Raw genomic sequence first — 25996 nt, 5'->3', positions numbered from 1 at the left:
TACCTATGCATATTAGAGAGACCCATTTTGTAGCAAAGAACATTCATAAAAGTAGATTACAAGAATACGGTGTAGGTATCTTTGAAGGCATTACTAGTAAATCCGCTTTAAAAAAAGCAATTAAAAAGAAACTTATTTGGGTCAACGGTAAAGAGGCTTTTACCGCAACATTTATTTCCGGAGGGGAGAAAATAGAATATCTCGTAGATACGCAAACTCCTTCCAAACGATTAAAATTATCATTGCAGGTTATATTTGAAGACGAGTATTTAGCTGTCATTAATAAACCCGCAGGAATTTTGGTGAGCGGCAATAAATTTTTGACCATAGCCAATGCCCTTCCTCAAAATTTAAAAATTAGTAGGGCCAAGGATGCTGTTGATCCGCAACCCGTTCATCGTTTGGATTATGAGACTACAGGCCTATTATTGGTAGGAAAAACCAATAGTGCAATAGTGGCCTTAAATCAAATGTTCAAAAATAGGGCAATCAAAAAAACTTATTTAGCTGTTACAATCGGTGAGATGAGAGAAAACGGTCATATTTCGTTACCCATTGATAACAAGGTAGCTTCTTCTTCTTTTTCTGTAATCCAATCAACCTTGTCAGATAGGTTTACCTATTTAAACTTGGTTGAGTTGCAACCACAGACTGGGCGTAGGCATCAACTCCGTAAACATCTATATGCTATTGGGAATCCTATATTGGGAGATAAACTTTACTTTAAGGACAATTTACAGCTTAGGGGCAAAGGGCTTTATCTACATGCGTATTCCTTACAATTTCAACACCCCATTTCTAATAATACCATGAACTTTAAGGCAATTTTGCCAAAAAAATTTTATAACATATTCCCTGAATTTGAACTGTAGTGTCATGTACAAAAAAGCACCGTAATGAACGTATTCATTACGGTGCTAAACAACTAACCAACCTAAAAACTATTTTTAATTTCTTCTGCTACTTCTTGTGGTCGTAGAAACCGATCTTGAACTTTTTGAAGGAGCCTTGCTTACCGATCTAGAGCTATAACTTCTTGAGGGAGTCTTTGCCGTTGACCTTGTACTTGTACTTTTACTTACAGCACTTCTACTTCTTGCAGGTGTATTTACGGAACGTTTAACCGTTGTACTTCGCTGAGTTCTAACATTTGGATTTACTTTTCTATGTGTTGTAGTAGTTTTTTTTACCGTGGTGCTCCTAGGCGTTCTAATTACCTCTCTTTTGGTAACCGTTCTCTTTTGACCATTTTGAGCCACTGCATTATTGTTACTACGTTTGCTATTTGTATTGTTTCCAATAGTTCTAGTAACCTCTCTTTTATTTACACTTCTATTATTAGTATTACTACGAACCGCACCATTGTTACGCTTTACGGTAGTTGTCCTATTAATTGTAGTGTTTCTATTTGTTCTAGATGTATTACTGGAAACAACCCTTTTATCGTTTCTAAGTCCATTGTCTCTCTTAGCTACTGTTCTGTTACTGCGTAAATTATTGTCCCTGACCGCTACACGCTTGTCATTTCTATATATTGTAGCTCTTTCATTTCTAACTTTATTATATCTATATGTCTTACCAACATTTACGTATGCTCTTCTAAAGTTATTTCTATAAGGTCTATAATATGAATACCTAATTGGTGTATAATATCTTCTATAGGGTCTGTTATATACTAGGCACAAGTTAATTGCCGGCCTTGAAAACCATCTATGGAAAGGTCTATAAACATAATTTCTATTGTATATATTGATATAACCGGTATGATAGTCATAAAATCCTTGATTGTTATAATACACATACATACCACCTACGCTGCGTACACGGTTATTTCTGTAATTGATTTGGACATCACCAATTTGGTTTACCCTTCCATAATAATCGTAAAATATGGGTACGTTTTCTACTTGAATTACTGCTCCATAATCATCATATTGAGCAAAAGGGCTATAATCATATCCTGAGTTGAACGTAATGCCATTTCTGCTACCGCTTACTTGACTTTCAATATAAAAATCAAATTCGCCATCTGGATACACCGAAAATGTGATTCCGTTTTCAACAAATATGAAGGAGTTGTCAAATCTATAAGCATTGCTATTAGCAACCTTATCTTCATTAATACCGATAGCGAAAACACCTGTGGTGCTTAATATCATCGCCGTAAAAAGGAGTACTAAATTTTTCATGATATAAGGTTTTAAATCTGCCTTTCGACAGCGGTTCTAAATGCAATTATTCGCATTCCCTTACTTCATTACAAACAGCGTGCCAAAAAATATAAATTATATTTATACTGTTGATAAACAGCTGTTTACTAGATTCAGTTTCCATATAAATAAAACCAATTTATCTTTATAGTTTATCTTTTAAGTAATTGGCCGTAAAAGATTTTTTACTTTTAGAGACTTCTTCAGGAGTTCCTTCGGCCAGCAAATGACCACCGTTTTCCCCGCCGCCTGGACCAAGGTCAATTAGATAATCGGCGCATTTGATTAAATCAATGTTATGTTCTATAACTACAATGGAATGTCCTTTCTTGATCAACGCATTAAATGATTTCAAAAGCTTTTTAATATCATGAAAATGTAATCCGGTAGTTGGTTCGTCAAAAATGAAGAGCGCTTTGTCCTTGGTGCTACCCTTAATCAGAAAGGAGGCTAATTTAATACGTTGGGCTTCACCTCCAGATAGAGTAGAAGAAGATTGTCCTAAAGTAACATAACCTAAACCTACATCCTGTAAGGGTTTGAGCTTGGTAACGATTTTATTCTGTAAACCTTTTTCAAAAAACGTAATGGCATCATCTATGGTCATATTAAGGATATCATCAATATTGGCTTCATTGAACGTTACCTCCAATACCTCTTTCTTAAAACGTTTGCCTCCACAGGTTTCACATTCCAAATGCACATCTGCCATAAATTGCATTTCTACCGTAATTTCGCCTTCCCCCTTGCATTTTTCACACCTACCACCATCAACATTAAATGAGAAGTGTTTGGCCTGATAGTTTCTTATGGTACTAAGCTTTTGGCTTGCAAAAAGATTTCTAATATCATCATATGCCTTGATATAAGTAACCGGATTTGACCTGGAAGATCTACCAATTGGGTTTTGGTCTACAAATTCAACATGTTTTATATGTTTATATTTTCCTTCCACATCAGTAAACTGTCCGGCTTTTTCCCCATAGCCACCAGTTTCTTTTAATATTGTTGGATAGAGTAACTTTTTTACCAAGGTACTTTTACCACTACCTGAAACACCCGTAACTACAGTTAACATATCCAAAGGAAAGGTTACATCAATATTTTTCAGGTTATGTTCTCTTGCACCTTTAATAGTAATGTAATTTTTAGAGGTTCTTCGTTCTTTTGGAACCTTAATTTCCATACTACCATTGAGGTACTGTGCCGTTAGTGAGTCTGATTTTAATATTTCCTTTAATGTTCCCTGCGCCACAACATTACCACCATGGCTGCCTGCCTCAGGACCAATGTCAATGACCATATCCGCAGCCTTCATAATATCCTCATCATGTTCTACGACAATAACCGTATTGCCCAAATTTTTAAGTGATATTAAAACATCTATAAGATTTTCAGTGTCTTTTGGATGAAGGCCAATACTTGGTTCATCTAAAATATACATAGACCCCACTAAACTACTACCTAAAGAGGTTGCCAGGTTTATGCGTTGACTCTCACCACCAGAAAGGGTGTTGGATTTTCGGTTTATGGTCAGGTAGTTTAGACCTACTTTACTTAAAAAACCAAGACGGGTCCTAATTTCTATCAATAGGCGTGAAGCTACTTTGGCGTCGTTGTCATTTAGCTCCAATGTATTGAAAAATTCACCTAACTTTTCTATTGAACGACCTACCAATGATGAGATGTTGGCACCGCCTACTTTGACATAATCGGTCTCCGTACGTAATCTTTTACCATTACAAACATTACATTTGGTTTTACCACGGTATCTTGATAACATGACCCTATTTTGAATCTTGTAACTTTTTTCCTCAAGCATACCAAAGAACTTATGAAGTCCTATGAAATGATTATTGCCTTTCCAAACCAATTCTTTTTGTTCTTCTGTCAGTTCATACCAAGGTTTATGAATGGGGAAGTCAAATTTATATGCAGAATTGACCAATTGGTCCCTATAAAAGCCCATACTTTCTCCACGCCAAGGAAAAATTGCATTTTCATAGACTGAAAGTGCCGTATTGGGAATGACCAAATCTTCATCAATACCAATAACATCTCCATATCCCTCACATTTTGGACAGGCACCATATGGATTGTTGAAACTGAACAAATGTACATTTGGTTCTAGAAAGGTCATTCCGTCCAGTTCAAACTTATTACTGAAAAATGTCTGTTTTCCGGTAGCCAATTCCTCTATTACGCACTCTCCCTTACCTTCAAACAAAGCTGTATCAATGGCATTGGCCAATCTATTATAAAAATCCTCATCGTTTTTGGTAATGATACGATCTATGACCAAATCAAATTTTTTGCCTATATCTTTTGGGGCTTGGTCAATTCTCAGGACTTCATTGTTATATTTAATACGTGCATATCCTTGTTTTGAAAAAAGTTCCAGAGATTTAATAGTATCCCTGTCTTCCCTAATTTGGATGGGTGCCAGTAATAATAGTTTTGTTTGCTCGTCAAAAGTTTTTACCAAGTTGACAATGTCGCTAACCGTATGTTTTTTTACCTCGCTACCGGATATGGGAGAAAAGGTTTTTCCTATTCTGGCAAACAATAATTTAATGTAATCATATATTTCCGTAGTGGTACCTACAGTAGATCTAGGATTGGTAGAGTTTACTTTTTGTTCTATTGCAATTGCGGGGGCAATACCTTTTATATAGTCAACCTTGGGCTTGTCCAATTTGCCCAAAAACTGTCTTGCGTAAGATGATAAACTTTCTACATACCTTCTTTGTCCTTCTGCATATAGCGTATCGAATGCTAGGCTAGACTTTCCGGATCCGGACAAACCCGTAATTACAACAAGTTTATTTCTAGGTATAACTACATCTATGTTCTTAAGGTTATGCAGTTTTGCTCCCTTAATGATTATGTTCTCTTTCGGATTTACTTCGGTAAGTGTAGGCATATAAAAATCTAATTGTACAAAGATACGCTTTGCCTTTTTTCTATTCTAAAAAATGGATGGCCAACTAAAATCTGAGAAGAAATTTTCACATAATTATAAGAGTATTATTTTTTTTCTATCTTTGAAGCCTAATAAAATTTAATCGGCCTATAAAGCAACTTTACATTTTTAATGTTAAAATTAATACTACTGGTATCCTAGTTCAAATGAAATAGGGACCACATTTTAACCCTTAAAGTAAAGTTTATGGTTGTACAGATTGAAGATTCCCAATTAGTCAAAAAATATATTCAAGGAGACGAAAAGGCCATAGAGGCTTTAATAAATCGTCATAATTCGCGTTTAACCGGTTTTATCTATTCAAAAGTAGGGGATAGGGAATTGACCGAGGATATTTTTCAAGATACCTTTATGAAAGTGATCCGTACCTTAAAAAAAGGTGCCTATAACGAAGAGGGAAAGTTTTTGCCCTGGGTCATGAGAATTGCACATAACCTGATTATTGATCATTTTAGAAAGCATAACAGAATGCCCATGTATAATAGTAAGGAGAGCTATAATATTTTCTCCTTATTGGGTGATGAAAAACTTGATGCAGAAAGACAGTTGATCAAGGAGCAAATAGATACTGATTTGGTGAGGATGATCAAAGAACTCCCGGAGGATCAGCAGGAGGTTTTGGAAATGCGTATCTACAAGGATATGAGTTTTAAGGAAATTTCGGACAATACGGGTGTCAGTATCAATACGGCTTTAGGAAGAATGCGCTACGCATTGATCAACCTAAGAAAGTTAGTTGAGGCCAATAGTATAGTTTTAACGAATTAATTGGTTACAGGTCGAGTGGATCTACTATCTTCATCAATGTATCGTTCTTTAGTTGAACCTAAACAACAAATACTATGGAGAAAATTTACACCGATAAAACTGAAAAATGCACTTTAGTAAAAGCCAGACCAGAAACCATTGAATTTTTATTGGCCTATTCTAAGTCATTGGATATAACAGAAACAAAGGGATTACAATTTGAAAGTAATTTAAATTAATCATCCTTACCAAATAATATAAACCTCTTGGACGGAAGTTCAAGAGGTTTTCTTTTTTATACAATTATATATAAGGTATCCTTACCGTATACATTATTGTAATGTTCCTTTCCTATTTTAATATTAGTCCTGTAGTAAGGCCAAAACAATATTCTTTTATATACTACTGTCCTTAAAAGCTATATCTAAATTTCTCACTGAACTTTCCATATTCTTATTTATTGTATGGAAATATACTTTTTCGATGTTTCACATCATAAAAGTGCTGTTTGACAACATACTTTTTTGAACAGCACCCCTTTTCTATAGTTTTATATCAGAATTAAAAAGCAAACCAAAATAACCAATTAGATTTTCCCAATCTAAAACCTTAAAAGAAAGTAACTCGTATGAAACTACAAATTGAAGACTCAGAATTAGTAAGGGATTACATCAATGGTAACGAAAGTGCCCTTGAAATATTGATCAACAGACACAATCAGCGTATTACTAGTTTTATCTATTCTAAGGTATTGGATAGGGATATTACAGAAGATATATTCCAAGATACCTTTATAAAGGTGATCAAGACCTTAAAAAAAGGAAAATACAGCGAGGAAGGTAAATTTTTACCATGGGTAATGAGAATTTCGCATAATTTGATCATTGATCATTTTAGAAGAAATAAGAGAATGCCAATGTTTGAAGGTAGTGATGATTTCAATATTTTTTCTGTTATAGGTGATGATAAGTTAAATGCTGAAAAGCAACTCATCAAAAATCAAATAGATACAGATCTTAGACAATTGGTAGAAGAGTTGCCAGATGATCAAAAAGAAGTTCTTTTAATGCGTATCTACAAGGATATGAGCTTTAAGGAAATATCGGAAAATACAGGAGTAAGTATCAATACGGCCTTGGGAAGAATGCGTTATGCTTTAATAAATCTTAGAAAAATCATCGACAAAAACAATATTGTTCTTACGAATTAAGAGGGAAGAACATAGGGTAGACAATATTTCCAATTTTGCGGCGTTATTTTAGTGTAACAACGTAGGAAGTATGGAAAAAATTTACTCTAATTTTCAAGAACAGGCAGAATTTGTTAAAGTATGTCCAAAGACAATTAATTTCTTGTTGAGTTATTCTCAGGCGCTTTACGAATTTGAGCACAATGATTTAAGTTTCGAAACATTTTTAAACTAATAAAAGGCCCGTTTTTAACGGGTCTTTTTCTTTTTATAATATTCGTTTAATACGGATTTTCTACCTATTTTCTTGGTAATGATATCTTTCTCCAGGTCCCAACCTCTGGCAGGAGAATATTGTCTGCCGTACCAAATGATCTGCAAGTGTAAATCGTTCCAAATTTCCTTGGGAAACAAACGTTTGGCATCTTTCTCTGTTTGTACTACGTTTTTACCATTGGTAAAACCCCACCTATATAGTAATCTATGAATATGTGTATCTACGGGAAAAGCAGGAATACCAAATGCTTGTGATATAACAACGCTAGCCGTTTTATGGCCCACGGCGGGCAATGCTTCCAATGAAGGTAGATCTTTTGGAACTTTACCATCATGTTTTTCGATCAATATCTTTGAAAGACCATATATACCTTTGGCTTTCATGGGGGACAGACCTACAGGTTTTATGATTTCCCTTATTTCATCTACGCTCAGCTTGACCATATCATAAGGATTGTCAGCTCTTGCAAATAACAAGGGAGTAATTTTATTTACCCGTACATCTGTACTTTGGGCAGACATTAGAACAGCAATCAATAATGTATACGGGTCTTTATGGTCTAAGGGTACAGGAATTTCAGGATAAAGCTCTTGTAGCGTAGAGATTGTAAACGCTATTTTTTCTGCTTTAGTCATTTTTTGTTTAATTTTGAATGAAATATTTTAAACATAAATTTAAACTACTATTATGGATACATTAAAAGTCGGGGATAAAGTGCCGTCATTTTCAGCAAAGGACCAAGATGGTAATTTGGTTAAACTTTCTGATTACAAAGGAAAAAAACTGATCGTCTTCTTTTATCCTAAGGCCAGTACCCCCGGTTGTACTGCCGAAGCGTGTAATTTAAGGGATAATTACCAAGAATTGCAAGCCAATGGCTATGAACTTTTAGGGGTAAGTGCAGATTCTGAAGCAAGACAAGCAAAATTTAAAAGTAAATATGATTTTCCTTTTCCGTTATTAGCAGATGAAGACCATACGGTCCTTAATATTTTTGGCGTCTGGGGACCTAAAAAATTTATGGGTAGGGAATATGATGGTATACATAGAAAAACCTTTGTTATAGATGGTAATGGTATGGTTGTAAAGGTTATAGATAAGGTGAAGACCAAAGACCATGCAGCACAACTATTGGAATAATTTTAAGGATTAAATTAAAAAACCGAGCGCCCAATTTATGGACGCTCGGTTTTTTTAAGTAAGAAAATTTAAAGACTTTATGATTCTTGAAGTTCCTCTTCATTATCCTTTCTGCTGAAAAGATTCTTTTCCTTTATAATTTCCGCAATGCCCTCAGGAAGCATTTTTTCCCAACCTTCCTCATTGTTCATTAATTTTTTAAGTACATCTCTAGAGAAAATATGCATGATATCCGGCTCATAATCAATGATATCCATTACTTTTCCGTTGTATTTAAAGAATTTATACAATTCTTTCATACGTGGGTGTACCTTTACATTATTGCTAGTCATTATTTGTCCGGTATCCGGATTCTTCATTGGGTATAGATACACTTGTAGATCTTTAAAGAAAAGTTTACCGAACGCCTCTAATATTCCACCGCTTAAATGCCTGTAATATTTTTCATCAAATATATCTACCAAATTATTGACACCCATGGTAAGTCCAATTCTATTTTTGGTAAAGTTGTTGAAATATTCAACCAGCTTATAGTATTCCTGAAATTTTGAAATCATAACGGAATGACCAAGTGAACACAACAGCTCTGCGCGGTCCATGAAGTCTTGCTCATCAATTTCACCGGATGCCTTTAAATTGGAAAGGGTAATTTCAAAAATTACTATGGTGTTGTTCTGGTCTACTTGAGAATCACGTATGAAGATATCATACGATTTTTCAAACATGTCTAGATTTACCTTGGTAACGGGTCTAAAACTACCGCGTAACGCCAAAATATTTTTTTTGTACAATACTGCGGCGGGCAACAGGTTATTGCCGTCCGGGCCAAACATAACGGCATCTGTCATATTGTTCTTAATCAGCTGCAAGCTCATTAAACGGTTATCTACATCCTTAAAATTTGGGCCTGAAAAATTGACCATATCAATTTCCAATGTATCCTTGTCAATATGGTCATATAAGTATTTCAACATTTTTTTTGGCTTATGATACTTATAGAAAGCACCATAAATTAAATTTACACCAAGTGTTCCTAGGGTCTCTTGCTGCAAACGAGCCTCATTTTGTTTAAATCGTATATGTAAAATAATTTCATCCCATTCTTTTTGGTTGGGGTCCAATTGGTAACGTATACCAACCCATCCGTGACCTTTGTACCGTTTTGAAAAATCTATGGTAGCTACGGTGTTTGCATAGGAAAAGAACAATCTGTCCGGATGGTTTTCCCTACTTATACGCTCCTCCATTAACTGCATTTCATGGGTAAGCATAGTTTTAAGACGGGCTTGTGTAACATACCGGCCATCTGCTTCAATGCCATAAATAGCGTCGCTGAAATCCTTGTCATAGGCACTCATTGCTTTCGCTATCGTGCCAGATGCTCCACCCGATCTAAAGAAATGGCGCGCTGTTTCCTGTCCTGCGCCAATCTCAGCAAATGTTCCATAAATATCTGGGTTTAGATTTATACGTAACGTTTTTGCCTTGATCGAGGGAATGTTTTCAAAAACACTATCTCTTTTTAATACGGATGCCATTTTTACCTGTTTATCTTTTTAACAAAGTTATAAAGAATGGACGTTACATTTGGCATATGCCCCAAAAAAATGGAATTACTTTCATTCTTTACTTTATTGCGCTTTAATTACACTGATCTTCTAATTTTTGAACCTTTATTTTACTAAAAAGGAATTAAATTTGTAATGCATGACAAATAATTTACGTGTTACTTTTTTAGGGACGGGAACATCGCAGGGCATTCCGATCATAGGTAGTACACATCCGGTATGTTTAAGTGAAAACCCAAAGGATAAAAGATTACGGGTATCCGTTTTAGTATCGTGGGACAAATATCATTATGTAATTGATTGTGGCCCAGATTTTAGACAGCAAATGTTGACCCATAATATTCAACATTTGGATGGTATTCTGTATACACACGAGCATTCTGACCATACGGCAGGCCTTGATGATATAAGGCCCTTCTTTTTCCGGCAGGGCAGTATACCTATCTATGCTCATAAGCGCGTGTTGAAATCCTTGAAAAAACGATTTGATTATATTTTTAATGAAAAGGATAAGTATCCTGGTGCGCCTTCGGTGCAAATTAATAGGGTAAAGAAAAATAGTCCTTTTACATTGGGTAACAAAACTGTTTTACCCATTAATGTACTGCACAATAAACTACAGGTTTTTGGTTATCGTATTGAAGATTTTACGTATTTAACGGATGTTAAGTCTATTGATGACACTGAATTGGAAAAAATAAAACATTCTAAAGTATTGGTCGTAAACGCCCTTAGAATTCAACCCCATATTTCCCATTTTAATTTAGAGGAGGCCTTGGAGTTTATTAATAAGGTAAACCCGGAAACCGCATATTTAACCCATATTAGCCATTTGCTCGGTTTTCATGATGAGGTTGAAGCAATGCTTCCGCCTAACGTACATTTGGCTTTTGATAACTTAACCATTACTATTTAATTATGAAGAAAAATATCTTTTTATACCTCTTTTTATTTACGGCCTTAATCTGCTTGTATCTCTTTGTCAGTAGTAATAAAATGGTGGAAATGAACACCGTCAAAATAACTAAGTTACAGTCAGAAATAGATGTTTTGAAGGATTCCGTACAACGGTCCAATGTCAAGGTTATGGATATGCAATATTTTTCTTTGGAAAATAATGATGATGCTTTGGCTTATTACGAGCATTTGGATCTTAATAACCCAGCTGCATATATAACGGACAAACTGTTGGAAACTAATGAACAAAAAGGAGACAATCCTTTAATTCCTTATGAAGGAATGGAAAATGATTTTAAGATCAATAAAATTAAGATATTAAACCATAAATGGATCTTGGCTGATTTTTCCGATGGAAAGTATTGGGGCGAATTGCTTATTAAATATGAACTAAAAGATGATTTGGGGGTTGATTTTACTCTTGTGGACCACTTACTTTACACCCGCAGTAATTAAAGCTTTTCCTTGATCCACTTTTGTAAGGAATAAAAGTTTTGAGGTGCAACACCATGCCCAACAGGAAATTCTTCATACTGATGTTCAATACCTAATTTCTTTAAGATTTCCGTTGCTTTACGAGCCCATTCAACCGGAATTACCTGATCTACGTCTCCATGGCTACAATAGAAACTTATTTGGTCAAAATCGTTTGTACTATAATTTTCCTTTAAAATGGACTCGTTGATATATCCGCTTAGGGCGATTATGTTTTTAACTTTCTCAGGATAAGATAAAGCTACGGCGTAACTGAGTATGGTACCCTGACTAAAACCTAGTAAATTTACATGGTTCGTGTCCAAGCCATATGCATTGCAGGCCTCATCGATAAAGGTTACAATTTTATCCCGTGATGCAATAGCCTGTTCATCATCACTCCACTTTCCTTTTTCATTATCAAAATTTATCGCATACCAAGCATAGCCATATGGCTGAAGTATATATGGTGCCCTAACGGAAATAATACAAAGTTCTTGCGGAAGTTCTGGAGCAAAAGAAAAAAGGTCTTCTTCATTACTGCCATAACCATGAAATAAAAACAGAACGGGTGGTTTTTTATCAGTTAAGTTAGAAGGTCTTATAATATGTTCTAAAGATAGGGGAGCTGTAGTCATAATTTTATTGAATGAATGTGAACCATTTTTGAAAATAGGCTCCAAGGACCGGAATTTCTTGTTCTTTATTGCCCAATAGCCCTAAAAATGCATAAAACCAAAGTACTATATAAAAAATATATAACCCGTAAAAACCATATACATTTCCCCACTGACTGTTTAAAAGGGCAAAGCCTAAAAACACAATATGAAGCCCAAATGCCTGTCTTGTATGGAATCTGGCAAATCTATGTCTTGGTTCCGAGTTCATGCTCATGGCTATCATTGCGCCAACAATTGTTAGATAAGCGACAATGGCCGTTGTTTTACCTGGTATGCTTGGGGACTTTTCCACGTGTTATTCGTTTATGACCAATTGGTTGTTCGCTACCGTTCCTATGACTTTACCTTTCATCTGCCGACCTGTTGCCAAGGCATTTTTGGAAGTGCTGTGAATATGGTCTTGTGTAAAATTATAGGTTATTTCCGGATCGAACAAGGTTAAATTAGCAGGTTGGCCAATTTCTAATTTAGGTGGGTCCACATTAAAAATTTCCCTTCCTTTGGATAATTGTGCAATTGTATCTTCGATATCCAGAATGTTGTTCAGCATTCCAAAAATACTTTCCAAGCCAATAGAACCAAAGTCGGCATTATCAAACTCAACATGTTTTAGTTCAACGTTCAACGGTGTGTGGTCAGAAGTGATTAAATCTATCGTACCATTTTTAACACCTTTGATAAGAGCTTTGGTGTCAGTGGACGTGCGCAGAGGAGGCATGACCTTATATTTTGTATTGAAATCTTCCAGTGCCTCATCCGTAATGGTAAGGTTATGGGCCGCAACACTACAATATACCTCCAAACCTTTCTTCTTGGCATCTGCAACAAGTTTTACGGCATTTGCCGTAGAAATGGTAGGGATAAACAATTTGCCACCGGTATATTCCAAAATAAAAAGGTCCCTGGCAATTTGCAGTTCTTCGGCCAATGCCGGAATACCTTTTAAGCCCAGCCTAGTACTGGTTACCCCTTCATTGACAATGCCTTTACCGGATATGTTCCTATCCAGAGGAAAGGAAAAAATCAATCCATCAAAGTTTTGTGCATATTGTAATGCGATTTTTAAGAGATTGGCATTGGATATGGGGTGTTTGAAATCGTAAAACCCTACGGCCCCAGAGTTTTTCATATCATAGAGTTCTGCAAGCGCTTCACTTTCTCCGTTTGCAGTGAGATTGCCTAGTGGATGCAGTTTTGTAAGTAGGTTTTTTGATGCATTTTTAAGGAATACGATGTCCGATGCGGAATCTGGGGTGGGTGTACTGCTTGTATTTAGAATGACATCCGTAAATCCACTTTTGGCAGCGGTCATCAAACCATTCTCTATGGTTTCCCTTTCCTCATATCCTGGCTCGCCAAAACTTACTCCACTATCAAACCAACCTATGGAAACATGCATATTATCTTTTTCAATAATTTTTGTCTTTGCAGGTGGGTCTATTTTTGTAGCTATGGCCTCTATAGTGCCATTTTTAATAAGGATATCCTTCTTTTTTTTGTGAAGGTCCTTATTGTTCCCATTAACGATCGTAACTGATTTTAAGAGTATGTTCATAGGGCTTATGGGTGGTTCATTTATAGACTATTTTATAAATCTTTGAAGTAATGTTTCCATGATAATAAACGCGAATGCTAAAATAGCAAACCATTTCCAAAACTCATTTATGGCGTTGTCTTTTTGACGCTCCGTAAAATATTTATTTATTGAGGTAATACCGTTATTTTCCGGTATCTGGCTATAAACCAATTCACTTTCTTTCCGGTTTTCATTAAAACTAATGTTCCTAAGCAGTTTTTGGTCATGCATAACTTTATAAATGCCAGCTTTTTTAGGATTGTCCATAAATGTAAGTTGTACTTTTTTGGGCAAAGCTCGTTGTAGCGGAATAAATTCAATGGTTTCATTTACGACCTTAATGTTTTCATCCTGCTGCAGGGTAATTGGTATTTCTATAGCTGCATTGTCCTCAATATTTGCATATAAGGAAGGCAATTTTAAACTGTTTATACCCATATTATAAAAAGTAGGAACTATCAGTGGGGAATTTTGGAAGTTTGAATTTTCATTGGATAATGAGGTAGCAAAAAAATGGGCGTTATCAGTAGATACTAAAAAAGGTTCTTTATTTTGAAACTCAATGGCAACTTGGCCAATGGTCTGCATTCTATGATAGGTTTTTACACTAGGAAACTGAAAATTATCTACGTTGTTTTCAAAAACATTATTGAAGAGGTCATGAGCCACCTTTATATTGGATATGGCCAATTTTTGCGTTATGGTACTGGAATAATACGTTGTATTATAAAAATTCGCTAATTGATTATAGGAGTTTAAATCTCCTTTGGTACTAGGTATAACAACAAAACTGCCACCATCGTCATGAAATGACTTTACCGCGGTTGCTAAAGAACTTGGAAGTTCATCAATTTCATTTATAATTATTAAATGCTGATTTTCTATATCACTATAATTTAATTGGGACAGTGAAGTGGATGTCAACTCAAATTCCTCTTCGTAATATATTCGGTCTAGAAATTCATTGGCAGGCTTTCCTATAACAAGAACTTTTATTTTGGACTTTTCATCAATATTAAAATAGAACTGGTTATCATACTCCAGACCATTGTCCGTGATTGTTACTTTACCCAATATTTTTTCATTTGCATTTATGGAGAAGGTAACCTTTGCTTTTTGGTTCTTATTAAATTTGGCGGCAGTTTTTGCAATTAGGGTTTGGTCATTGTAAAGTGATACGGGAAGACTCTCCTCTGAGGTATTTGTTGTAAGGGTAGCTGCTATATCAATAGTTTCATTGGTTCTATTTTCTATATATACCGAGTCTACACTACTGTTGTTTATTGTATGGTTAAGTGGATTTAAGTAGAAAATATTGATTTCCATTATGGAATCTTGTGGTATAATACCACCCATGCGGCGTTGAAAATCCGATATTAAAACTAAATTTTTTTGAACGTCATTTAACTTGCTAAAAAGAGTATTTCCTTTTAATAATATATCGTTTATGGTTAACTGATCAGCGGAGGGTGTTATTTCCAAAAGGTCGTTTTGAATATCCTTAATGGTAATGTTCTTAAAGACGCTAGTATTGGTAAATAAAGTAAATAGTTGGTCCTGCGGAGTATTTTTAATAAATTCTTGTATAGCATTATATAGGATGCTACCGTTTTCATTTTTACCGTCCATACTATAAGAGTTGTCCAAATAGAATACCGTTTCCTTTTCTTTTAAGGCGGTTTCATTGGCAAAAAATGGTTGCGCAAAAGAAATGACCACAGCTGCAATTAAACCTAGCCGGCTAAGTAGCAATAACCATTTTTTTAAAGTGCTGCTTTTTCGTGATTCCGATACCACCAGTTGTAAAAACTTGACATTGGTAAAGGGGGTTTTTTTAAACCTTCGTAATTGAAAAAGATGAATGAATATAGGAATGAGTAGTAGTAAAAGGCCCCAAAGAATTTCTGGATATTTAAATTGCATTCCTAGATTTGATTACTTCAAAGATAATTATTTTGTTCGTAGAAGTCTGTTGAAGCACAACTATTATTTTAAGGTCTATTTACACTATTTTTTTATGTGCCCATCAGCAGAAAAAGAAATAGTCTACAGATGATGTTGTGCCTAGTTCTTCAAGATATGTTTTAATAGTATATTGTTCATCTTCATTGGCAACCGTAATGATGCATTGCGATATTGAAATCTTTTCTAACTGGGAATAATGTAACAGTTTTACACCATAAATTTCTTTTCCTATTTTCTTGGTATTATCGCAAACCCACGTAAAGGGTATTTTTTTCTCTATTAACGAACGGGCAACTTCCTTACCTTTTTTCCCTGCGCCCCAAACTACCAGGGTTTTGCCCGTATCATATTCCAGTTTTAAAAAATAATGAAGTTTTATGGCTATAAAATAATTTTGGGCATAATGTTCGCTTGTACGAGACGTACGCGTGGTATAATCTCGCCAAAAATGTAAAACTTGGTTTGTTGCTATACAGGATAATCCATGTTCGTAAAAACGAAATGCCAAATCATAATCTTCCGGATACCTATTTGGTTTAAACGCACCACAGATTTCAAAATCTGATCTATAAACCATCCAACAAGGGGAGGGGATTACACACTCTTTATAAATTTCTTTAAAATTATGTCCCTTAACCGTTAATTTGTTCAGCCATTTTTCATACCTGGCATAACCATCATTGACCCCGGTCTTGGAAAAATAACGTACCAATCCTAATGCAAGTGAACCTTTGCCATTATTCATCAAAGCACTTACCATGGTCTCAATTTTATGTTCGGTCATATAATCATCGGAATCCATGCGGGTTATGAACGTTCCTTTACTGTGCTTGTAAGCTTTTCTCAAAGCGGTAATGATTCCTTTTTCCTCGTTACAATATATTTTAAAACGTGCATCTTTTGCGGAATATCTTTGGGCTATGGCCAAACTATCGTCATTAGAATGATCGTTTACGGCAATAACCTCATAATTTAAATACGTTTGTTGCTGTATGGAACCCAGGCACTCCTCTAAATATGGCGCTACATTTTTAAACGGTATTAAGATGCTTACTAGGGGCTTGTCCATGTCCGTAAGGTAGTATAAAACCTAATTTTAAACTTAGGCTTTTACCAATTTTTGGCTTGTTTTTTTTGCATAAAAAATAAAATAAGAAAAGGCTTTAATACATAAGAAATCATTTATATATTTGCACCCGCATTCAGGGAATACCTGATGAGGCACTCAGGAGAAATGGCAGAGTGGTCGAATGCGGCAGTCTTGAAAACTGTTGAGGGTCACACCTCCGGGGGTTCGAATCCCTCTTTCTCCGCAAGAGCAAAACCCAATATCGAAAGGTATTGGGTTTTTGTTTTTAGGGTTTATGGCATTTTTAAATTTACTTATGTACTACACGTACTGCGGTTACTAATTAAAAAATTTAAATTCGTTGACCTTGCCAAAATTGATTATCTTGATTTAAGAACTCTAATTCTGTATTCCATAATACAACATGAAAATTGCGCATCCCCACCCTAAAATACAGGAAAGACTTGAAATTTTAACCGAATATTCCATATTAGATACCTTACCTGAAAAGGATTACGACAATCTTACCAAACTCGCTGCGGAAATTTGCCAGACACCTATATCATTGATTACCCTGCTTGATGATAAACGGCAATGGTTTAAATCCAATCATGGGCTTAATGTTCAGGAAACGCCTATTGAACACGCATTTTGTGCGCATGCCATTACTTCTGATCAGACAATTTTTTCTTTGTCCGATGCAAGATCTGATGAGCGTTTTCATGACAATCCGTTGGTTACAGGTGATCCCAATATTGTTTTTTACGCCGGTATTCCATTAAAAAATTCATCTGGAGTGCCATTGGGTACATTGTGTGTGATCGATAAAAAGCCACGGACACTAACAGCTAGCCAACAAGAGGCTCTTTCCATTTTATCCGAACAGGTAATACATTTGTTAGAGCTGCGAAAGAATAAAATGGAACTCGAGCGTGCCAATGAACAACTGATCGCATTTTCGGAAAAACTTGAAAAAAAGGTGTTGCAGCGTACGGTAGAGTTAGAGAAAAAGACAAAAAAATTAGAATTGACCAATGTAGAACTGGCTTCTTTCAATTATATATGTAGTCACGATCTACAAGAACCTCTTCGTAAAATTCAAATGTTCATTTCCCAAATCAATACCGAAGAGGCAGATCAGCTTTCTGATGATGGTAGGTATAAATTAGATCGTATCGTAGCTTCTATTGATAGAATGCGAAACCTAATACAAGACCTTCTAATGTATGGTGCGGCAGATGGTGCTCATAATAATTTGGAATCAATTTCTTTGACTGAGTTAGTAGCGGAAACCATAGCAATGCTTCATGAAGATGTAATTGAAGTTCATACAAAGATCATCTTAGGAAAAGACTGTACCGTACATGTCATACCCTTACAATTTAGGCAACTACTTTTGAACCTATTTTCCAACGCCATCAAGTTTGCAAGAAAAGATGTGGAAGCCAAGGTTCAAGTCTGTGGGGAAGTAGTAAACAGTACTGATTTTCCGGACTATCCCCTCAAGGCCCATACCCAATATGCCCGTATATTAATAACCGATAATGGAATAGGATTTGACCAAAAATATGAAGAAAAGGTGTTTGAGATTTTTAAACGTTTACATGGCGATACGGAATACCCGGGCACCGGTATAGGATTGGCAATCGTGAAAAGAGTGGTTCGTAATCATAAAGGTTATGTGAAGGTAAAGAGTGCGGTAGGTCAAGGTACTGTATTTGAAGTGTTCATACCTATGCCCAAATAGAGAATTCTATTTGCTTTCCATTATTGATAAAATAATAGTTTTTGAAAAATTGGGGTTAAGTTTACATTGCGGGGAAAATAATAACATTTGGGGAGGTATTAATGCGTATTTCACCACGTGGAAACAAGAAACTCATACAATCAAATATTGTAGAGTTTTATTTTGAGGGAACAGGGTTGAACGTGGGGATTTCCATTGCTAATTTTGGAGGCAATGTAAAACATATCAGTGCCGTTTCTCAAGATTCTATTGGAGAAACCGCTCTTGCTTATATTCGTTAATTTGGGGTAGATACTTCATCCATATTTTTTTCAAAACGTCCTTTAGGTGTATATTTCTTGGAAGTAGGCGCAATTTTAAGACCAAGTATGATTTCCTAAAATCGGTCTCATTCCGCATTTTCCGATATTACACCAGAAAAAGTAGATTGGGAAAATGCGTTGGAACAAGGGACGTGGTTGCATTGGACAGGGATTACACAGGCGTTGTCAAAAGGTGCTTTTGATACCTTGAATGCCGAACTAAAATTGGCAAAGGAAAAAGGTTTGGTCATTTCGGCCGATCCAACGTATAGAAGTGGTATATGGACTTATGGCCAAGATCCAAAAGAGGCACTGACAATACTGCTCAAGAATTCTACTGTTTTTATTGGAGGGGTCAATGAAATTAATGAGGTGCTAGGTACTGCATATGGTTTCTCAAACAAAGAATTTATTGAAGCAAGTAAACAGTTGATCGCTACTTTCCCGTCAGTAGAAAAAGTTTTTGATAAAATTAGGTCTTCCCTAAATTCCTCCTGGCATAAAATAAGGGCTAGAATGTGGAACGGTACTGATTTAGGGAAACGGAGGATTTGGATATTACCCATGTAGTAGATCGTATAGGTACGGGTAATGCTTTTGCCGCAGGGCTCATTTATGGGCTGCAACAATATGATGACTACAAGGCAATGGAATTTGCAAGTGCCGCCTGTGCATTAAAACATACCTATGAAGGTGACGTCAACTTTTCAACGGACAATGAGGTTACTAATATTTTAAGTGGCGATACATCAGGACGATTAAAACGCTAGATAGATTTACACTATTAAATCTAAATTATTTATACGGTTTACCATGCTACGCTCAGATCATTTCCTTCATATGCTTTTTTATGTCGGTATCGTTATAAATTTTAGCAATTTTTTCTTTGTACTGGTTTGCAAACCTTTCATTATCGGCAAGGTTTCCAAAAATAGACTTCTGTTTAATGAATGACAATGGGTCGGAACTGGTTTGCTTTGCTGCTTCATGTAATTCTTTAGCCATGGCATCGATCACTTCAATAGGTTGTCCATCTTTATTTAATTGCTTGTCACTATAATAACACCATGAAGCAATGACCAATGTGGCAAACTCAATACTGTTATGGCTTTCCAAATTATCGCTGAGAGTGGCAATTAGGAATTTTGGTAATTTGGCAGAACTTTCAGAACATATGCGGCTAACGCTATCCTTTATGTTTGGATTTGCAAAACGGGCTTCCAGACTATCCTTGTAAGTGTCTAAATCTATACCTTCTAACTGATCCAGGGTAGGGGTGGCTTCAATATCCATAAAGGTTCTTAGGTATTTAACGAACGTAGCATCTTCCATACATGCGTTTATGGTTTGGTGCCCGTGCAAAGCTCCAAGAATCCCTAAAACCGAATGGCCTGCATTTAACAAACGTAGTTTCATTTTTTCATAGGGTTTTACATTGGGCACAAATTGTACGCCCACCTTTTCCAATTCTGGCCTTCCATTGCTAAAATCATCCTCAATAACCCATTGTATAAAAGGTTCACAGGTTACGGGCCATTCATCCTTTAGTCCATATTCCTTTTCGAGGTATTCAATATCAGCTTGGGTCGTTACCGGAGTTATACGGTCTACCATACTGTTTGGGAAACTAACATTGTTTTCTATCCATTGCGCTAAGTCCGGATTTTGTTTTTTGGCAAATGACATTACCATTTTTTGGGTTACATCACCGTTGTGTTCTATATTGTCACAAGACATTATGGTAAATGCAGGCAATGCACTGTCCCAACGTTTCTTTAAAGCTGCGGTCAAATATCCAAAAACCGTTTTAGGGTCGTCAGGATTTTGTAATTCATGTTGAATATCCGTATTGTTAAAATTAAATTCCCCGGTGGAAGCGTCAAAGTTATACCCACCCTCAGTAATGGTGAGCGATACAATTTTGGTCTGTGGGTTTGCCATTCTTTGAACTACAGCTTTTGGATCGTCAACACTTAATAGGATATCCTTAATGGAACCAATTATACTTGTTTCAATATTTCCATCAGGATGTTTTATGATTAGTGAATATAGGCCATCCTGTTTTTTTAAAACATCATAAATTTTCCGATCCCCTTCACGTAGTCCTACGCCACAAATAGCCCACTCATTGGCATTTTTTGTTTCTTGAAGCTTGTTCGTATAAAATGCTTGGTGTGCTCTATGAAAACCTCCTACACCAACATGTACAATTCCTATTTCAAGATCATTTCTAGAATATGTTGGACTTGTAATATGGGTAGCTATTTCAGCTAGATTGTTTTGGGTAAGTGAAATTGCGTTTTTCATTGATTTTTAGATTTTTGTTTGCCACGCTGTAATGCCCAATACGCAACAACGAAATATACTATGGTACAAATGAAGGCATAATTATAAAATTGCTCCCTATTTTCCTGGTAGTTTATTTCATTTGTACTGCCAAATAATACAATAGATGCAAGTATTAATGTACATATAAGGGCCACTATACCTATAGTGGTCAATATTCTCGTTAATATAGACTTGTCCTTTGCTTTTACATCTGTCAATTTTGCTTTTTCGTCTTGGTATTCCTCTATCTGCCTGTTACGTATATACTCTTTTTGTGCTTCCTCTGGATATTCTTTTCTGGCACCATAACGACCTGCCAAAAAGGTGTATACCAAAATCGTAAATATCCAAGTAGGTATAAATAGATAGAAAAATGAAATTACGTTTAACGCATTTAAACCAAAACCAAAGAATAGGCCCAATGCCCAAGAGGCAACTGCAGGAGTGCTAAAAGTTAATTTCTGATAGAGTGACCAATATCGTGTGTATCCTATTCGGGGGAAAATCTGATGTTCTGCAAATACAATACCTCCTACGGGTACAACGATCAAGCCCGCATAAGTTAGTAACGGTAATATTTGTGAAAAAACAAATGGGAAACATGCTATTATTATGGTTACTATACCTACGGCAAGTGTGGTTTTTTTTCTGGAATGATTGTGGAAAATTGCCTGAGTTGCCAAACCTGCCCTATATAAGTTGGTTATGGCTGTGGTCCAACCGGCTACGATTACGATGACAAAACCAGACCAACCAAGCGCATAATAGGCAACATCGCCCGGATCAAGTTCCACTATTGATTTGCCTAGTATTACGGCCGCACCTGCACCCATGATTCCCGCAGCAATCCAGGCCACATAATGCCCGAACATCATTCCAGTACTGGTTGCCAAGGCATAGGATTTCTTTTTTGCGAAACGAAGTAAGGCCATATCTATTAATCCAAAATGGGTGATTGTATTTGCAGCCCATGCAAAACCAATTACCTCTATTAAACCTATGCCAGGTTGGCCATTACTATCTATACCTGTCCAAATGGATTGATTGCCCAAGGCAATAAAATCATTCCAGCCATCTGGAATGGTTTTTCCTAAAACATCAAGGGACAAAGCAGGTAGGAGTACCATGGCACCACTTGTAAACATGACAAATAGCCATGGAGCACAAATACCTGAAAATTCAGATACCGCATTAAAACCATATATGGCAATGGTGACCACAAAGGCTCCCACACAAAAAACAATAAGTACAAACCACATATTGGTTGGGTACCAGTTCAACTGGGCGGGAATATCAAAGGCAAAACGCACCGCAGTGGATGATACGGTAATCATGGCGGCAGATATTACGGAGAATATAAGTACATTGGCCCAGTTGTAGAGCTTTGTCATGGAATCGCCCGCTATTTTATTCAGGTAAGTGTACAGACTTAACCGGGTTTCCACAGCTATTGGAGATGTTATTAATGTCCAGCTCAATACTGCCAAAATATTGCCAATGAGCAAGCCCAGTAAAATATCCTTGGTCTTTGCGCCAAGGGCTACAAAGGTGGCTCCAATTACAAATTCCGTGGCGGCAACATGTTCTGCGGCATATAGGCCAGCAAAATGGGTCCAGTCATGTAGCTTATGTTTTGAAATGGGCAACTGTTCCTCATCTAGGTCATCGAATTGTTGAAGATTTTTAGCATTATCCATAATGTCAATTGGTTGTTAGTTTTGTTGAAGTTATTAAGATAATAGAAAACATACAGTTTTGACCAAAATGTTTAAAAACATGATTTTGTATAGTTTGTTAACTTGTTTGACAACTGAATGATATGCGTCTATATATACAAACTATGTTTCAATGGATGGGTTTAGGAGCTGCATAACGACTAGCAATCAGTTCAAGTAAAAAAGTTTCCCTTATTATGGACATGCCCATTTTATTACTGGTGATCATTGTTCTTTTATTATGTGCTATGGCTTTATCAATATCTATCCATAATGCTTTCATGCCATTTTTTATCTCATAGGCTTCCAGCTTTGTTGGGCCTAGTTCTTTGCTCACTTCACATGTATAACAATAGGATATCATATGTTGTATTTCATGGTCCGGTTTGTACCAAGGTCTAAATTCTTCATATATTCCAAAAGGTTGAATATTCTTAATATCCTTAGCGCCGGTTTCCTCGCAAAGCTCACGTATCATACCTTCTATGTTGTCTTCGCCAATGTCCAAACCACCTCCTGGAAGACTATAATCTTCATACCTTGCGGTATACACTAATAGGATGGCATTACCTTGCATGGCAATGCTTCTGGTGGCCAGTCTCTTTAAAATGGACTTGTTTTTTAAAGAAGTGACTTCGGGATGGTAATGGCATTTTAAAAGTTGCATGAATATTTTTTTTAATTGATATGGGTTGAAAAAAGAAGAATTTATCTATTGGTATGTTCAAAGAGATCACTAAAAGTCTTGCAGATTTTTTGTTTGGCCCCCTAGCTTAAAGCACATATTCCTTGAATATATACTCTAATTCCTTAATGGGGTCAACACTTAATCCGGAACGGGTTGTTGAACTTTGGATAATAGTACTTCTACATGCTGTAAGCCATCCAAAACGGTCTGTTAAATCTAACTTTCCTATGGCTCCACCGGATGCATTACCATCACAGATCAGTTTCCATCCTTCTAAATACGTGTTTATAAGAGAAGGTTCCAGTTCTGGCGAGAATACTTTTAATTTATTTGTATCAATATAATATTTAATATCAAGAAACTTTAAGCGTTTGCAATACAGAATAACACCTACATTAAAAAATTCCTCTCTTTCAACTTTAGGAACGATTCTTATAATGGCGTATTTAAAAAGGTATCTATCTTGCATCTTCAGCTTCTTTTACGAGTACATCCATCATGGCCAATTTAGTGGTAATAAATTGTCTATAAGCGGCTCTTTTTTCCGCTACATTTAACATATCGGATTCGTTGGTTAACCAGTCTTCTGGGATTTTAGAAATAATGTCGCTGACCGTTTGTTCTTTCAGTAGTGCTTTTATTTCCTGTGCAGCTTCTGGCAATGCTGTAGCTTGAGCTAATAAAACATGATCTTTTATAAAAGGGAAAGTTCTGGAAAGATGATTTTCCCATGTATCCCAATTATGGTGAAAATAAAAACTTGCGCCGTTATCTATAACCCATACTTCATTGTGCCAATAGAGTAGGTTGGCATTCTTTGCGGTGCGGTCTATATTGCTTATAAGGCTATCCAATACAACTATTTTTGATGCAGTAAGGGCATCTGCCTTAGAGGCCAAAGGATCAAAAGTGATTGCGCCGGACAAAAAATGCAATCCTAGGTTTAAGCCTACACTAAATTTCAACAAATCTTGAATTTCTTCATCCGGTTCCGTTTGTCTGAACGAATCCTCCAAATTCATAAAAACCAATTCCGGTACCTTTAATCCTATGGCACGCGCCAGTTCACCACCGATGAACTCTGCAATTAGTGATTTTTTTCCTTGTCCGGAACCCCTAAATTTTAATACATATAAGAAATCATCATCGGCTTTTACGATTGCAGGCATTGAGCCCCCTTCCCGTAAGGGCTGTATATACTGAACAACGTCTACCGTTCTGATATCAATGGTTTTCATAAGGCTAAATTAGCAATTATAAAGTGAACGTTTTTGGTGGTGCCAAATTGCTCCATTACTTTTTACGCATGACATTAAAATTGTAAGGTTAATGGTTTATACAGCGGTATTGCCGAAATATTTTTTACGCAGCCAAAAGGAAACCCTTACCAACAATATTAAGGCCGGTACCTCCACTAAAGGGCCAATGACCCCCGCAAATGCTTGACCGGAATTTAAGCCAAAAACCGCTATGGCGACTGCAATGGCCAATTCAAAATTATTGCCTGCAGCCGTAAATGCAACTGAAGCTGTTTTGTCATATGTTGCCCCAGATGCTTTTGTAAAGAAAAAACCTATTATGAACATTAGCGTAAAATATATAAGTAACGGTATGGCAATGATTAAAACATCCATGGGTATCTCAACGATCAACTCTCCTTTTAAAGAAAACATTATTACTATGGTAAACAGTAAAGCCAATAAGGTCATGGGGGCAATGATTGGGATAAATTTGTTTGTATACCACTCTTCTCCTTTTATTGGTACCAATAGTAATCTGCTCAAAATACCCATAAAAAAAGGTATGCCTAAATATATTGCCACACTTTCCGCAATTGTACTGATAGAAATGTCTACAATGGCACCTTCAAAACCAAAATAGGGTGGTAGTACGGTAATAAAGATCCATGCATAAAAACTGTAAGCAAATACTTGAAAAATACTGTTTAAGGCAACCAATCCGGCTCCATATTCACTACTGCCCTCTGCCAAATCATTCCACACCAATACCATGGCAATACAACGTGCTAATCCAATCAAGATAAGTCCCACCATATATTCCGGATAATCCCTTAAAAAGGTAATGGCAAGCACAAACATTAATATGGGTCCAATAATCCAATTTAAAATAAGGGAAATGGTAAGTATCTTAGTGTTTTTAAAGACTTTTGGCAATAATCTATAATTAACTTTTGCCAAAGGCGGATACATCATTAATATAAGACCGATCGCAATAGGGATATTGGTAGTACCTCTATTAAAAGAATTGATAAAGGTTGGAAATGTTGGGAAAAAATAGCCTATTGCTACTCCAAAGGCCATTGCGGCAAATATCCACAAAGTAAGGTTACGGTCTAAAAAACTCATTTTTTTTGATGCCAT

26 protein-coding genes and 1 tRNA gene are annotated in these 25996 nt (G+C 36.1%); 12 read left to right on the top strand and 15 right to left on the bottom strand.

Annotated elements, in window-relative coordinates:
- Positions 1-5 precede the first annotated feature (5 nt).
- Entirely contained in the window at positions 6-872 is an 867-nt protein-coding gene (locus CHB68_RS13450; protein ID WP_089261488.1) for an RluA family pseudouridine synthase, read from the top strand.
- Between the two features lie 75 nt (positions 873-947).
- Here the strand turns inward: CHB68_RS13450 and CHB68_RS13445 are convergent, their stop codons facing one another.
- Both CHB68_RS13445 and uvrA read right to left on the bottom strand, forming a co-directional pair.
- Complete coding sequence (locus CHB68_RS13445) at positions 948-2189, bottom strand: hypothetical protein (protein WP_089261486.1); 1242 nt, start codon at positions 2187-2189, stop codon at positions 948-950.
- Between the two features lie 166 nt (positions 2190-2355).
- Positions 2356-5133, bottom strand: a complete 2778-nt coding sequence (gene uvrA, locus CHB68_RS13440) for an excinuclease ABC subunit UvrA (RefSeq protein WP_089261484.1) — start codon at positions 5131-5133, stop codon at positions 2356-2358.
- 246 nt (positions 5134-5379) lie between these two features.
- On the opposite strand from uvrA, the gene CHB68_RS13435 reads away from it, so the two are divergent.
- From CHB68_RS13435 to CHB68_RS13430, 3 genes are all read left to right on the top strand, one after another.
- On the top strand, positions 5380-5961 hold the full coding sequence (locus CHB68_RS13435) for an RNA polymerase sigma factor (protein ID WP_089261482.1): 582 nt from the start codon (positions 5380-5382) through the stop codon (positions 5959-5961).
- A gap of 74 nt (positions 5962-6035) precedes the next feature.
- Positions 6036-6179 (top strand): hypothetical protein, encoded by a 144-nt coding sequence (locus CHB68_RS18590; protein ID WP_179213203.1) that lies wholly within the window; start codon positions 6036-6038, stop codon positions 6177-6179.
- 389 nt (positions 6180-6568) lie between these two features.
- Entirely contained in the window at positions 6569-7150 is a 582-nt protein-coding gene (locus CHB68_RS13430; RefSeq protein WP_089261480.1) for an RNA polymerase sigma factor, read from the top strand.
- Between the two features lie 228 nt (positions 7151-7378).
- Here the strand turns inward: CHB68_RS13430 and CHB68_RS13425 are convergent, their stop codons facing one another.
- A complete protein-coding gene (locus CHB68_RS13425; RefSeq protein ID WP_089261478.1) occupies positions 7379-8041 on the bottom strand; it encodes an endonuclease III domain-containing protein in 663 nt (220 codons plus the stop codon).
- Positions 8042-8093: 52 nt separating this feature from the next.
- Here CHB68_RS13425 and bcp point away from each other — a divergent pair, with 52 nt between their 5' ends.
- Positions 8094-8546, top strand: a complete 453-nt coding sequence (gene bcp, locus CHB68_RS13420; protein ID WP_089261476.1) for a thioredoxin-dependent thiol peroxidase — start codon at positions 8094-8096, stop codon at positions 8544-8546.
- 77 nt (positions 8547-8623) lie between these two features.
- Here the strand turns inward: bcp and CHB68_RS13415 are convergent, their stop codons facing one another.
- A complete protein-coding gene (locus CHB68_RS13415; RefSeq protein ID WP_089261474.1) occupies positions 8624-10084 on the bottom strand; it encodes a nucleotidyl transferase family protein in 1461 nt (486 codons plus the stop codon).
- A gap of 169 nt (positions 10085-10253) precedes the next feature.
- Here CHB68_RS13415 and CHB68_RS13410 point away from each other — a divergent pair, with 169 nt between their 5' ends.
- Together CHB68_RS13410 and CHB68_RS13405 are read left to right on the top strand one after the other, a co-directional pair.
- Entirely contained in the window at positions 10254-11030 is a 777-nt protein-coding gene (locus CHB68_RS13410; RefSeq protein ID WP_089261472.1) for an MBL fold metallo-hydrolase, read from the top strand.
- A gap of 2 nt (positions 11031-11032) precedes the next feature.
- Positions 11033-11527: a hydrolase gene (locus CHB68_RS13405; protein WP_089261470.1), complete on the top strand. Its 495-nt coding sequence runs from the start codon at positions 11033-11035 to the stop codon at positions 11525-11527.
- On the opposite strand, the gene CHB68_RS13400 is transcribed toward CHB68_RS13405, so the two are convergent.
- The 5 genes from CHB68_RS13400 to CHB68_RS13380 form a co-directional block, all read right to left on the bottom strand.
- A complete protein-coding gene (locus CHB68_RS13400; RefSeq protein WP_089261468.1) occupies positions 11524-12183 on the bottom strand; it encodes an alpha/beta hydrolase in 660 nt (219 codons plus the stop codon). The genes CHB68_RS13405 and CHB68_RS13400 overlap by 4 nt on opposite strands.
- Positions 12184-12187: 4 nt before the next feature.
- On the bottom strand, positions 12188-12517 hold the full coding sequence (locus CHB68_RS13395; RefSeq protein WP_089261466.1) for a hypothetical protein: 330 nt from the start codon (positions 12515-12517) through the stop codon (positions 12188-12190).
- Positions 12518-12520: 3 nt separating this feature from the next.
- Positions 12521-13780, bottom strand: a complete 1260-nt coding sequence (locus tag CHB68_RS13390; protein ID WP_089261464.1) for a dihydroorotase — start codon at positions 13778-13780, stop codon at positions 12521-12523.
- A gap of 27 nt (positions 13781-13807) precedes the next feature.
- Positions 13808-15724, bottom strand: coding sequence for a BatA domain-containing protein (locus CHB68_RS13385; protein WP_089261462.1), 1917 nt, complete (start codon positions 15722-15724; stop codon positions 13808-13810).
- A 103-nt stretch (positions 15725-15827) separates the two neighbouring features.
- Complete coding sequence (locus CHB68_RS13380) at positions 15828-16835, bottom strand: glycosyltransferase family 2 protein (RefSeq protein WP_089261460.1); 1008 nt, start codon at positions 16833-16835, stop codon at positions 15828-15830.
- Positions 16836-16994: 159 nt separating this feature from the next.
- Here CHB68_RS13380 and CHB68_RS13375 point away from each other — a divergent pair.
- The 5 genes from CHB68_RS13375 to CHB68_RS18825 all read left to right on the top strand — a co-directional run bounded on the left by CHB68_RS13375 (position 16995) and on the right by CHB68_RS18825 (position 19654).
- Positions 16995-17079: transfer RNA gene (locus tag CHB68_RS13375), tRNA-Ser, on the top strand.
- Between the two features lie 180 nt (positions 17080-17259).
- A complete protein-coding gene (locus tag CHB68_RS13370) occupies positions 17260-18582 on the top strand; it encodes a GAF domain-containing sensor histidine kinase (RefSeq protein WP_089261458.1) in 1323 nt (440 codons plus the stop codon).
- A gap of 101 nt (positions 18583-18683) precedes the next feature.
- Positions 18684-18863 (top strand): hypothetical protein, encoded by a 180-nt coding sequence (locus CHB68_RS18835; protein ID WP_317043828.1) that lies wholly within the window; start codon positions 18684-18686, stop codon positions 18861-18863.
- A 159-nt stretch (positions 18864-19022) separates the two neighbouring features.
- Positions 19023-19454, top strand: coding sequence for a carbohydrate kinase family protein (locus CHB68_RS18830; protein ID WP_317043827.1), 432 nt, complete (start codon positions 19023-19025; stop codon positions 19452-19454).
- Positions 19436-19654, top strand: coding sequence for a hypothetical protein (locus tag CHB68_RS18825; RefSeq protein WP_317043826.1), 219 nt, complete (start codon positions 19436-19438; stop codon positions 19652-19654). The genes CHB68_RS18830 and CHB68_RS18825 overlap by 19 nt, the downstream gene beginning before the upstream one ends.
- 52 nt (positions 19655-19706) lie before the next feature.
- On the opposite strand, the gene CHB68_RS13360 is transcribed toward CHB68_RS18825, so the two are convergent.
- The 6 genes from CHB68_RS13360 to arsB all read right to left on the bottom strand — a co-directional run bounded on the left by CHB68_RS13360 (position 19707) and on the right by arsB (position 25996).
- A complete protein-coding gene (locus CHB68_RS13360; protein ID WP_089261456.1) occupies positions 19707-21191 on the bottom strand; it encodes a mannitol dehydrogenase family protein in 1485 nt (494 codons plus the stop codon).
- Entirely contained in the window at positions 21188-22909 is a 1722-nt protein-coding gene (locus CHB68_RS13355; RefSeq protein ID WP_089261454.1) for a purine-cytosine permease family protein, read from the bottom strand. The genes CHB68_RS13360 and CHB68_RS13355 overlap by 4 nt, the downstream gene beginning before the upstream one ends.
- 148 nt (positions 22910-23057) lie before the next feature.
- On the bottom strand, positions 23058-23594 hold the full coding sequence (locus CHB68_RS13350) for an NUDIX hydrolase (protein WP_089261452.1): 537 nt from the start codon (positions 23592-23594) through the stop codon (positions 23058-23060).
- Positions 23595-23700: 106 nt separating this feature from the next.
- Positions 23701-24084 (bottom strand): DUF3037 domain-containing protein, encoded by a 384-nt coding sequence (locus tag CHB68_RS13345; RefSeq protein ID WP_089261450.1) that lies wholly within the window; start codon positions 24082-24084, stop codon positions 23701-23703.
- A complete protein-coding gene (locus CHB68_RS13340) occupies positions 24074-24853 on the bottom strand; it encodes a HipA family kinase (protein ID WP_089261448.1) in 780 nt (259 codons plus the stop codon). The genes CHB68_RS13345 and CHB68_RS13340 overlap by 11 nt, the downstream gene beginning before the upstream one ends.
- A gap of 96 nt (positions 24854-24949) precedes the next feature.
- Positions 24950-25996: an ACR3 family arsenite efflux transporter gene (gene arsB, locus CHB68_RS13335; protein ID WP_089261446.1), complete on the bottom strand. Its 1047-nt coding sequence runs from the start codon at positions 25994-25996 to the stop codon at positions 24950-24952.

Source organism: Maribacter sedimenticola (assembly GCF_900188415.1).
GTDB classification, from domain to species: Bacteria; Bacteroidota; Bacteroidia; order Flavobacteriales; family Flavobacteriaceae; genus Maribacter; species Maribacter sedimenticola.
This window is presented reverse-complemented; position numbering and strand designations above follow the sequence as displayed.